This window comes from Nonomuraea sp. NPDC050691 (assembly GCF_040654455.1).
Taxonomy (GTDB): domain Bacteria; phylum Actinomycetota; class Actinomycetes; order Streptosporangiales; family Streptosporangiaceae; genus Nonomuraea.
The window spans coordinates 1-10441 of record NZ_JBFAIA010000239.1; the positions used below are offsets into that span (position 1 = coordinate 1).

11 protein-coding genes are annotated in these 10441 nt (G+C 73.8%); 3 read left to right on the top strand and 8 right to left on the bottom strand.

The genetic code is table 11. From position 1 onward, the window contains the following. Nucleotides 1–80: 80 nt before the first annotated feature. Genes AB0H81_RS41245 through AB0H81_RS41280 form a run of 8 tightly spaced genes read right to left on the bottom strand, consistent with a single transcriptional unit; the run spans nucleotide 81 to nucleotide 7548 of the window. On the bottom strand, nucleotides 81–251 hold the full coding sequence (locus AB0H81_RS41245; protein WP_358386822.1) for a hypothetical protein: 171 nt from the start codon (nucleotides 249–251) through the stop codon (nucleotides 81–83). Beyond that, on the bottom strand, nucleotides 248–1276 hold the full coding sequence (locus tag AB0H81_RS41250) for a P1 family peptidase (RefSeq protein WP_358386825.1): 1029 nt from the start codon (nucleotides 1274–1276) through the stop codon (nucleotides 248–250). The genes AB0H81_RS41245 and AB0H81_RS41250 overlap by 4 nt, the downstream gene beginning before the upstream one ends. Continuing rightward, nucleotides 1273–2454: a M20 family metallopeptidase gene (locus tag AB0H81_RS41255; protein ID WP_358386828.1), complete on the bottom strand. Its 1182-nt coding sequence runs from the start codon at nucleotides 2452–2454 to the stop codon at nucleotides 1273–1275. Before AB0H81_RS41255 ends, AB0H81_RS41250 begins: the two co-directional genes overlap by 4 nt. Then, entirely contained in the window at nucleotides 2451–3299 is an 849-nt protein-coding gene (locus AB0H81_RS41260; RefSeq protein WP_358386831.1) for an ATP-binding cassette domain-containing protein, read from the bottom strand. Before AB0H81_RS41260 ends, AB0H81_RS41255 begins: the two co-directional genes overlap by 4 nt. After that, the gene (locus AB0H81_RS41265) at nucleotides 3268–4257 is read right to left on the bottom strand and encodes an ABC transporter ATP-binding protein (protein WP_358386834.1); all 990 of its coding nucleotides are present in this window, start codon (nucleotides 4255–4257) and stop codon (nucleotides 3268–3270) included. Before AB0H81_RS41265 ends, AB0H81_RS41260 begins: the two co-directional genes overlap by 32 nt. A gap of 23 nt (nucleotides 4258–4280) precedes the next feature. After that, complete coding sequence (locus AB0H81_RS41270; protein ID WP_358386837.1) at nucleotides 4281–5117, bottom strand: ABC transporter permease; 837 nt, start codon at nucleotides 5115–5117, stop codon at nucleotides 4281–4283. Further along, on the bottom strand, nucleotides 5114–6061 hold the full coding sequence (locus AB0H81_RS41275) for an ABC transporter permease (protein WP_358386840.1): 948 nt from the start codon (nucleotides 6059–6061) through the stop codon (nucleotides 5114–5116). The genes AB0H81_RS41270 and AB0H81_RS41275 overlap by 4 nt, the downstream gene beginning before the upstream one ends. Beyond that, nucleotides 6058–7548 carry an ABC transporter substrate-binding protein gene (locus tag AB0H81_RS41280; protein ID WP_358386842.1) on the bottom strand — a complete coding sequence of 497 codons (1491 nt, stop codon included), beginning with the start codon at nucleotides 7546–7548 and terminating at the stop codon, nucleotides 6058–6060. Before AB0H81_RS41280 ends, AB0H81_RS41275 begins: the two co-directional genes overlap by 4 nt. A gap of 97 nt (nucleotides 7549–7645) precedes the next feature. Here AB0H81_RS41280 and AB0H81_RS41285 point away from each other — a divergent pair, with 97 nt between their 5' ends. The 3 genes from AB0H81_RS41285 to AB0H81_RS41295 all read left to right on the top strand — a co-directional run bounded on the left by AB0H81_RS41285 (nucleotide 7646) and on the right by AB0H81_RS41295 (nucleotide 10279). Next, nucleotides 7646–8398: a FadR/GntR family transcriptional regulator gene (locus tag AB0H81_RS41285; protein ID WP_358386845.1), complete on the top strand. Its 753-nt coding sequence runs from the start codon at nucleotides 7646–7648 to the stop codon at nucleotides 8396–8398. Between the two features lie 202 nt (nucleotides 8399–8600). Continuing rightward, the gene (locus AB0H81_RS41290) at nucleotides 8601–9569 is read left to right on the top strand and encodes an adenylate/guanylate cyclase domain-containing protein (protein WP_358386848.1); all 969 of its coding nucleotides are present in this window, start codon (nucleotides 8601–8603) and stop codon (nucleotides 9567–9569) included. A 221-nt stretch (nucleotides 9570–9790) separates the two neighbouring features. Next, nucleotides 9791–10279, top strand: a complete 489-nt coding sequence (locus tag AB0H81_RS41295) for a SigE family RNA polymerase sigma factor (RefSeq protein WP_358386851.1) — start codon at nucleotides 9791–9793, stop codon at nucleotides 10277–10279. Nucleotides 10280–10441: the final 162 nt, after the last annotated feature.

Below are 10441 nucleotides of genomic sequence, written 5' to 3' on the forward strand. Positions count from 1 at the left end.
TCCTAGGCGCGTGGGGGTCACACGCGAGCCGCGGGGAGGGTACTCGTGCCTGGATGGCCGACTGTCGACCGGACCGGGGATCACCGGTTGGCGGAGGCACGCCGGGCCAGGTCCGGCGTGCCGACCGGCGCGCTCGCCACCACCGACCCGTCGTAGGGGAAGACGACCTCGCCCGACTGCTCCGTCTCCACCCATCCGTCGCCCACGGGCAGCCCGGACGGCCACGCCCCGCCGAGATCGTCCACCGTCACGCCACTCCCCCTAGAGCGCTGGGAAACACGTCGAGGTACGCGGGCGCGCCCTCGCGTCCGGTCGCGGTCAGCATGGCGTGCGCCACGGCCCGGCTGAACACGTCGGCCCCGGCGGCGAGCAGGTCCTGCAGCCCGCCGGGGTCCGGTGCGGGCTCGCCGCAGGTGGCCAGCCCGAAGATCGTGTCGCCGTCGACCATGGTGTGCGCCGGCCGGATCGCCCGGGCCAGCCCGTCATGGGCGACACCCGCCAGCTTGCCGCACTGCGCCTTGGTGAGCGTCGCGTCGGTGGCGACCACGCCGATCGTGGTGTTGAACGAGGTGACGGCGACCGGCCGCCAGGCGTCCGACTCCTCGGCCGACGGCTCGCGCAGCGGACCGAACTCGCCGGGCAGGCCGTACCGGGTGCCGGACAGCAGCGCGCGGCCGGGGTCGAGCACCGAACCGGCGGCGTTGACCACGGCCAGCGCGGCCACGGTCACCCCGGAGGGCAGCACGGCGCTGGCCGTCCCGACGCCTCCGGCCAGCCCGCCCGCCACCGCTCCCGCGCCCGCGCCCACCGACCCGCTGCGCGCCTCGGCGGGCGAGGCGGCGTCGTGGGCGGCGGCGCCCAGCCCGGCGTCCGGCACGGCGCGGAACAGGCCGCCGCGCCCGAGGTCGTAGATCACGGCGGCGGGCACGATGGGCACCACGCCGCCCTCGACGGGGAAGCCGATCCCGACGTCGGCCAGCCGCTCCATGACGCCGCAGGCGGCGCTCAGCCCGTACGCGCTGCCGCCGGTGAGCGTGATCGCGTGAACCCGCTCGACGAGGTTGCGCGGGTCGAGCAGCTCGGTCTCGCGGGTGCCGGGCGCGGCGCCGCGCACGTCCACCCCGGCGACCATGCCGCCCGGGGGCGCGAGCACGACGGTCGTGCCGGTGCGGTAGCCGCCGCCGACGCGCTCGGCGTGCCCGACCCGCAGCCCGGCCACGTCGACCAGCGCGTTCGCCCGCCCGGCCCTCACGACCGCCTCCCGCGCCGGGTTCACGAGGTGCTCCGGGTCAGGAAGCGGCGGGCGGCCTCGGCGAAGACGCGGGTGCAGCGCACGATCTCCTCCACCTCGACGTACTCGTCGGCCTGGTGGGCGATCCACTTGCCGCCCGGCCCGTACACGACGGACGGGACTCCGCCCCAGTGCGTCAGGACGGTGCCGTCGGTCGAGCCGGGCACGCCTCCGTAGACGGGTTCCTCGCCGGTGACGGCCCGGTGCGCGCCGGCCAGCGCCGCCACCACGGGATGGTCCACGGGCACCTCCACCGGCGGCCGGTCCACGAGGACCGACACCTCCGCCGCGATCCCGTCGCAGGAGGCCAGCTCCAGCACCCGGGCGGCGACGTCCTCGTGCGCGAGCCCGGGGACGGTCCGCACGTCCACGAAGACGGACGCGACCGCCGGGATGACGTTGACCTGCTCCTCGGTGCCCGCCCGGACCACGGTCGGCGTCACGTACACCTCGCCCAGGTGCTCGTGCGCGGGATGCGCCGCCTGCAGCTCCTTCTCCAGGGAGCGCAGGCCCACGAGCAGCGTGCCCACGGCCTGGATGGGGTTGCGGCCGTGCTGGGGCATCGCGCCGTGCGCCATCTTGCCGGTGAGGTCCACGCGCAGCCGCAGCGCGCCCTTGGCGACCGCGCAGATCTCGCCCGCCTCCGGCTCGGCCACGATCGCGCCGTCGACGTCGGCGGCCAGGCCCTCGGCGACGAAGTGGTGGGCGCCGATCATCAGGCCCTCCTCGTCGGCCAGCGCGCACACCTTGATCCGCCCGGGGAACGGCCCGGCGAGCTGGAGCGCCCGCGTGGCGTAGAGGGCGGCGGCCAGGCCCGACTTCATGTCGGCGCTGCCCCGCCCCCACAGCCTCCCGTCGCGGATCTCGCCGCCGAACGGGTCCACGGTCCAGCTCGACAGGTCGCCCTCGGTCACCACGTCGGTGTGCCCCTCGAACATGAGGGTCGGCCCGTCACCGCCGCCGCCCTCGACGACGGCCACCACGTTGGGCCGGCCGGGCTCGACCTCGTAGACGCGCGGCTCCCAGCCCCACTCCCGCATCCTGGCCTCGACCAGCTCGGCGGCCGGTCGCTCGCAGCGTCCGCGCGCCGGGTCGTTGGTACTGGGGATGCGCACCAGCGCCTGGGTGAACTCCACGACTCCGCGGGCGTCGACGTCGATCACAGAAAACCCTCCAGGGTCGGTACGGCCGCCAGCAGCGTGCGCGTGTACGGGTGGCCCGGCGCCTCCCAGACGTCGTCCACCGGGCCGGTCTCCACGATCAGCCCGTCGTGGACGACCGCGACGGTCTCGCACAGGTGACGGACCACGGCCAGGTCGTGGGAGACGAAGACGAGGGTGAGCCCCAGCTCGTCGGCCAGGTCGGCGAGCAGGTTGAGGATCTGGCCGCGTACCGACACGTCGAGGGCGCTGACCGGCTCGTCGGCGACGAGCACCTCGGGGCGGGGGGCGAGCGCCCGGGCGATCGCGATGCGCTGGCGCTGCCCGCCGGAGAACTGGTGCGGGTAGCGGCCGGCCGCCGAGGCGGGCAGGCCCACCGCGTCGAGCAGCTCGTCCACGCGGTCGCCGACGGGCTCGCCGAGCGCCACGAGCGGCTCGGCGACGAGGTCGCGCACCCGCATGCGCGGGTCGAGGGAGCTCATCGGGTCCTGGAAGACGATCTGGAGGCTGCGCCGCAGGAACCGCAGCGACCGCTCCGGCAGGCCCGCCACCTCCCGTCCGCCGAAGGTGACCGAGCCGCTCGTGGGCCGGTCGAGCGCGCAGATGAGGCGCAGCAGCGTGGACTTGCCCGAGCCGGACTCGCCCACGATGCCGAACCGCTCGCCCCGGTGGACGGTCAGCGACACGCCCTTGAGCGCGTGCACGTCCTCGCCGGGGCGGGTGAGGGAGGTGCGGGGACGGCGGTAGACGCGGGTGAGGTCGCGCACCTCGATCAGCGGCTCCCGGGCGGAGTCCCCGGCGGGCGTGCGCACGGGGTCAGCCTCGGGGGTGCCAGCATGCGAAGGCATGGCCGTCTCCTGTCAGCTCCGGTGCGGCCGGTTCGGGGGCGGCCGGTTCCGGTGCGGTCGGATCGGGGGCGGTCGGATCGGGGGCGGTCAGTTCCGGGGCGGTCTCGCAGGCCTCCGTGGCGTGGCCGCAGCGGTCGCGGAACACGCAGCCCCCGGGGAAGCGCCCGGCGGCGGGCACGGCGCCCGGGATGGTGGCCAGGCGGGTGCCGCGCGGCGGCAGCCGGGAGGCGGCCAGCAGGCCCTCGGTGTAGCGGTGGCGGGGGTGTTTGAACACCTCGCGCAGGGGCCCGCTCTCGACGACCCGCCCGCCGTACATGACGAGCACCCGCTCGCAGAGCGAGGCGACGACGGCGAGGTCGTGCGTGATGAACAGCAGCGCGGGCGCGACCTCGGCGATGAGCTCCAGCATCTGCCGCTGGACGGTCACGTCGAGCGCGGTGGTCGGCTCGTCGCAGATGAGCAGGTCGGGCTCGTTGGCCAGCGCGATGGCGAGCATGACCCGCTGCCGCTGGCCGCCGGACAGCTGGTGCGGGTAGGAGCGGGCGATCCGCTCCGGCGTGGGCAGCCGCACCCGGCCGAGCAGCTCGACGGCGCGCTCCCGCGCGCGGCCCGCGGCGACGCCGTGCAGGGTCATGACCTCCGCGACCTGCGCGCCGACCCGCATCAGGGGGTTCAGCGCCGTCATGGGCTCCTGGAAGACCATGGACACCGTACGGCCGCGCAGGTCCTTCAGCCGCCGCTCGGGCACGCCCACCAGGTCGCGACCGCCCAGCCGGGCCGTGCCGGACGCGGTGACGCCGTCGGGCAGCAGCCCCATGAGCGCGAGCGCGGTCAGCGACTTGCCGGAGCCCGACTCGCCGATGAGGCCGACCCGCTCGCCCGGCCCGATGCCGAACGACACCTCCCGCACCAGCTCGACGTCCTCGGCCCGCACGCTCAGCCGCTCAACCGTCAGCACTGATCCCCCTGACCACGGGTCCCCTAACCACGGGCGCTCCTCAGCTTCGGGTCGAGATGGTCGCGCAGGCCGTCGCCGAGCAGGTTGAAGCCGAGCACGGCCAGCGCGATGGCCAGGCCCGGCCACAGAGCCAGGCGGGGCGTGGAGAACAGCAGCTCCTGCGACTCCTGGAGCATGCGGCCCCACGACGGCGTGGGCGGGCGGGTGCCGAAGCCGAGGAACGACAGCGCCGCCTCGGCGAGGATGGCGATGGCGAACGACACCGACGCCTGGACGATGAGCACCGAGCCGATGTTCGGCAGCACGTGCCGTACGGCGATGGCCGGGCCCCGGCGGCCGGCCGCCCGCGCGGCCAGCACGTAGTCGGTCACCATGACCTGCATCGTCGCCGCCCTGGCCACCCGGGCGAACGCCGGCACGGTGGCCACCCCGATCGCGATCATCGCGGTCAGCGTCCCCGCCCCGTACACCGCGCCCAGCATGACGGCCAGCAGCAGCGCCGGGAACGCGAACACCAGGTCGTTGACCCGCATGATGAGCTCCGACACCCAGCCGCGGGAGCGGGACGCCATGCCGGCGGCCACGCCCAGCGGCGTGCCTACGACGGCGGCGATGCCCACGGCGACCACCCCCACGTACAGGGTGGTGCGGGCGCCGACCATCAGCTGGCTGAGCGTGTCGCGGCCGAACTTGTCGGCGCCGAGCAGGTAGCCGCCGCCGGGCTCGCGCAGCTTCCCGGCCGCGTCGACGAGGGTCGGGTCGTGCGGCGTCCACACGAAGGACACGAGCGCGGCGGCCACGACGACGCCGACCAGCGCGCCGCCGGTCACCAGGCCCAGGTTGAGGCGCCGGCCGCTCATCGGGCGCCCCGCAGCCGGGGGTCGAGGGCGGCGTAGCACACGTCCACCACGAAGTTGATCAGTAGGACGGCGGCCACCAGCACCATCACCACCCCTTGGACGAGCAGCAGGTCGCGTCCGGCCACGCCGTTCAGCAGCAGGTCGCCGAGCCCCGGGATGACGAACACCCGCTCCACCACCACGGCGCCGATCAGCAGGGTGGCGAGCTGGAGGCCGAGCACGGTCACCACGGGGATCGAGGCGTTGCGCAGGCCGTGCCGCCACAGGGCGCCCATGCGGCCCCGGCCCTTGGCGCGGGCCGTACGCAGGTAGTCCTCGCGCATGACGTCGAGCACGGCGCTGCGCACGTACCGGGTGAGGACGGCGCCCTGCACGAGGCCGAGCGACAGCCACGGCAGCAGCAGGCCGCGCAGCCACTCGGCCGGGTCGTCGGCGATCGGCACGTAGCCGCCCGAGGGCAGCGCCTGCGCCTTCACCGCGAAGACGAACACCAGCAGGATGCCCGCGAGGAACGCGGGGATCGCGATGCCGACCTGGCTGACGGCGCTGATGGCGGCGCCCAGGGGGTCGCGGTGGTGGACGGCGGCGAACGTGCCGGCGGGCACGGCGACGAGCAGCGCCACCACCATGCCGCCGAGCACGAGCACCGCGGTCACGCCGAGGCGGTCGGCGATCTGCGGGCCGATCGGGGAGCTGGTGACGTACGAGGTGCCGAAGTCGCCGTGGGCCAGGCCGCCGAACCAGTCGAGGAACTGGGTGACGGGCGGCCGGTCGGTGCCGAAGCGGGCGCGCAGCTCGGCGACCGCGTCGGGCGTGGCGTTGACGCCGAGCGCGATCTCGGCCGGGTCGCCGGGTAGCACGGCCATGAACGCGAAGACCGCCACGCCGGCGGCGGCGACGCTCGCGAGGAGCACCACCAGCCGCTTCAGCAGGTAGACGATCACTGCTTGGCGAGCCCGGTGAAGTCGAAGGACTCGGCGATGGCGTTCTGGGGCAGCCCGGTGACGCCCTTCTTGGCCACGATCAGGTTGGGGAACAGGAACAGCCAGTCGGCCGCCGCGTCGTCGGACAGGAGCTTGGCGGCCTGCTTGAGGTCGTCGGTCTGCTGCTGCTCGCTGCCCTCGTCGGCGGAGGCGAGCAGCTTGCCGAACTCGGGGTTGTCGTATCTGAAGTAGTACGACTTGTCGCCGAATATGCCCATGTCGCGGGGCTCGACGTGGTTGATGATGGACATGTCGTAGTCGCCCTGCTTGAACACCACGTCCAGCCAGCGGGCCGGGAACTCCAGCGGCTCGATGTCGGCCGTGATGCCCACCTGCGCGAGCTGCGACTTGACCACCTGGGCCGAGGCCACGGCGTAGGGCAGGTTGGGGATGCGCATCTTGACCGTGTACGTCTTGCCGCCGAGCAGTTCCTTGGCCTTGGCGGCGTCGTAGGGGTAGTCGCCGGTGCGGTCCTCGTACCAGGGGTCGGTGGGCGGGACCATGGAGCCGATCGGCTTGCCGCGCCCGGCCCAGGCCGTGTCGAGCAGCGCCTTGTGGTCGATCGCGTACCGGACGGCCTGGCGCACCTTCTTGTCGCTGAACGGCGGCCGGCCGTTGTTCATCGACAGCACCACCTCGCCGTTGGTCGTGCCCTCGACCGTGGCGAACCGGTTGGGGTCGGCGAACTGCTGGAGCGACTCGGGCGCCTGGACGCTGGAGATGACGTCGATGCCGCCGGTCAGCAGCGCGTTGTTCATGGCCGTGGCGTCCTTGAAGTACTTCAGGGTCACGGCGTTGATCGCCGGCTTGGTCCCCCAGTACTTCGGGTTGGCGTCCAGCCGGATCGAGTCGCCCCGCTTCCAGGCCCCGAGCTGGTAGGGGCCGGTGCCGACGGGCTTGTTGGCCAGGTCTGCGACGCCGGTGCGGCTGAACATCGCGCCGAGCCGGGTGGCCAGCGCGTAGAGGAAGCCGTTGCTGGGCCGCTTGAGCGTGACGACCGCCGTCGCGTCGTCCTTCTTGTCCACCTTGTCGATGACGTCGAGCTGCGACTTGATCTTCAGCTTCCAGTCGGTCCGCACGCGGCCGAGGGAGAAGACGACGTCGTCGGCCGTGAACGGGGCCCCGCTGGTGAAGGCGACGTTCTTGCGGAGGGTGAAGGTGTAGGTCTTGCGGTCGGACGAGACGTCCCACTTCTCGGCCAGCAACGGCTGGATCTCGCCGTTCTGGTCGAGCTTGACCAGGCCCTCGTAGACGTTGACGAGCAGAGCCTGCGGGATCGCGGCGCCCTCGGTCGAGGTGAAGTCGAGGTTGGCCGGCTCGGCCACGAACCCGACCGACAGCGACTCCTTCGCGGCCGTCCCGCCGGAGCGGCCACCCGAGCCGCCGCCGCACGCCGCCGTGCCCAGCAGGAGACCGCCCAGGGCGATCCAGATGCCGATGCGCCTCATGTTCAAGCCTCCTGGCTGGTGCCCTGGCTAGTGCACTGGTCGGACCAGTAGGCTACGCACATTGCCAGCCGACGACGGCTCAGGTCAAGGGGGCTTCATGAGTGGTCCACGCTTCGAGCCGGTGCGCACCGTACGCGCCTACGAGCGGATCGTGGAGCAGGTCGAGCAGGCCATCGAGAGCGGCTCCCTGTGCCCCGGGCAGCGGCTGCCGAGCGAGCGCGACCTGATGGGCCAGTTCTCGGTCAGCCGGTCCACGGTGCGCGAGGCGCTGCGCGTGCTCCAGGCGCGTGGCCTGGTGCGCTCGCGTCCCGGCGACCCGCACGGCGCGGAGGTGCTGCCGTTCACCTCCGACGCGCTGCAGAAGTCCATGGCCTCGCTGGCCCGGGTCGAGGGGCTGTCGCTGGGCGAGCTGGTGCAGTTCAGGATGGTGCTCGACGGTTCGGCGAATTTGCTGGCGGCCCGGCTGCGCACCCCCGGGCAGCTCGCCGAGATGGAGGCGGCCATCGAGCGGATGCGGGAGGCGGCCCAGGAGGGCTACGACGCGTTCGGCGCCGCCGACGTGGCCTTCCACGACGCGGTGGCGCGGGCCAGCGGCAACAAGCTCATCCAGATCTGCGTCGAGGTGGTGCGCTCGATCGTGCTCGGGCTGGTCGCCGACCGGCTCGCCGACGCGCCCGACCGGGACGCCCTGATGCGGCGCAGCATCCGCCACCACGAGGAGGTGCTGGCCGCCGTCCGCGACGGCGACGGCCCGCTGGCGGCCCGGCTGGCGCGGCAGACGATGTACGACTACTACGCCGGGTACGTGCCGGCGGCCGAGCGTCCCGCGCTGCGCGCCCTGCTGGAGTAGCCCCGCGCCCCACGCCGAAGTGGCCGCAAGCCCTGCCCGGCCGGTCCCGCGTCCTGACCGGCCGGTCCCGCGCCCTGCCGGTGCGGGCCCATGCCCTGCCGGACGGGCGGGCCGGCCGCGGCGATCCGGCTGGAGCGGGACATGTCCGGCCACCTTGGGATTTGGACACGCGATCCGCCGGTAACGGGTGTATCTTGCAGCCGTGGCGCGCGAGGATTCGGACGGGCTCGCCGAGGCGTTCCTGCGCGAGCCCCGTCGCTACACCAGCCACCAGGTCGCGGAGATGGCCGGGGTGCCGGTCTACCGCGCGCGCCGGTTCTGGCGCGCGCTCGGCTTCCCGAACGTGGCCGACGACGCCGTCGAGTTCACCGACTCCGACGTGGAGGCGCTGAAGACCCTGCTCGGCATGGTCAGCTCCGGCGTCTACGACGAGGAGCACGTACTGCTCATCGCCCGCTCGCTGGGCCGGGCCACCACGCGCCTGGCCGAGTCGCAGGCGCAGCTCGGCGCCGAGGAGCTGGACCAGGCGGGCGTGCCGCTGGCCGAGCGGGCCCGCGCCTGGCGCCGCCGGGCCGACCGGGTGGTGCCCCCTCTCGCGCGGCTGCTCGTCTACTCGTGGCAGCGGCAGCTCGCCGCCGCGGCCGGGCGCATGGCCGACCAGGACCACAGCGCGGTACGGCTGGCGGTGGGCTTCGCCGACCTCGTCGGGTTCACCCGGCTGAGCCGGCAGATCACCGAGCGGGAGCTGGCCACGCTGGTCGACAGGTTCGAGGGCCGCTCGGCCGACGTCGTGACCTCCTCCGGCGGCCGCGTGGTCAAGACGCTCGGCGACTCGGTGCTGTTCGTCTCCGGCAAGGCGCACGAGACCGCCGAGATCGGGCTGCGGCTGCTGGAGACGCACGCCAAGGTCCGGGGAATGCCGGAGCTGCGGGTCGGGCTGGCCGCGGGGCCGGTCATCTGGCGGATGGGCGACGTGTTCGGCACGACGGTCAACCTGGCCAGCAGGCTCACGGCGCTGGCCCGGCCCGGCACGATCCTGGCCGACCCGGAGATGGCCGAGGAGCTGGAGGGCGACCGCGCCTTCGAGCTGCGCCCGGTCAACCGGTTGTCGGTGCGCGGGCTGGGCGAGCTGGCCCCGTTCACGATCGTGCGGGCGGGCCGCGTCGCCTGACCTCCTCGTCCCGGCTCTGCGGTCCCGCTCGCGACCGGCGACCCGGTTCCCACTCCCGTGACGGGCGACCGGCTTTTCGCCCCCCGGCGGGCGACCGGCCTTTTCGGTCTCCTGGCCGGGCAACCTGGCAGGCGCGTCGATGCGTCACTAGCCGCAGTGGCCCTCACCGGGAGGGCCGGAGGACACGCGTGCGGCGCGCCGCGCCGGCGGGAGGCGGACTGGTGGCGGACAGGGCGATCTATCAGGAATTCGTGCAGGCACGGTCGGACCGCCTGTTACGCACGGCCTACCTGCTGACCCGCGAGTGGGCGCTGGCCGAGGACCTGCTGCAGGAGTCGCTGGCCAAGGCGTGGTTCGCCTGGCCGGGCGTGGAGGACCCGGAGGCGTACGTGCGCCGGGTGCTGGTCACGACGTACACGTCGTGGTGGCGGCGGAAGTGGCGGCGCGAGCTGCCCAGCGACGACCTGCCGGACACACCCGTGGACGGCGGCGCCGAGCGCGCCGGTGACCGGGAGGCACTGTGGAGGGCGGTCGGCCGCCTCCCGGCCCGGCAGCGCGCGGTGATCGTGCTGCGCTTCTACGAGGACCTGCCGGTGACCGAGGTGGCGCGGACGCTCGGCTGCGGGACCGGGACGGTCAAGAGCCAGACCGCGAAGGCCCTGGCCAAGCTGCGCGTGGACGAATCGATCCTGGAGGAGGTCTCCCGATGACCGTACGCGACCTGCGGGACGTCCTGCGCGAGCACGGCGACGCCGCTCCCCCGCCCAACCCTTCCCGCCACGACCAGGCGCCGACCATGAAGAACTCCTTGCGTCCCGCCTCCTTGATGGCGGCGAGCACGCCGATGCCCTGGTCGTCGTCGTGGTTCCACA

Bases quoted from the DNA above. Each gene is read 5' to 3' on its own strand.
- AB0H81_RS41285 (WP_358386845.1), top strand. From the start codon at position 7,646: ATGAGTGGTCCACGCTTCGAGCCGGTGCGCACCGTACGCGCCTACGAG.
- AB0H81_RS41270 (WP_358386837.1), bottom strand. From the start codon at position 5,117: ATGAGCGGCCGGCGCCTCAACCTGGGCCTGGTGACCGGCGGCGCGCTG.
- AB0H81_RS41280 (WP_358386842.1), bottom strand. From the start codon at position 7,548: ATGAGGCGCATCGGCATCTGGATCGCCCTGGGCGGTCTCCTGCTGGGC.
- AB0H81_RS41260 (WP_358386831.1), bottom strand. From the start codon at position 3,299: ATGCCTTCGCATGCTGGCACCCCCGAGGCTGACCCCGTGCGCACGCCC.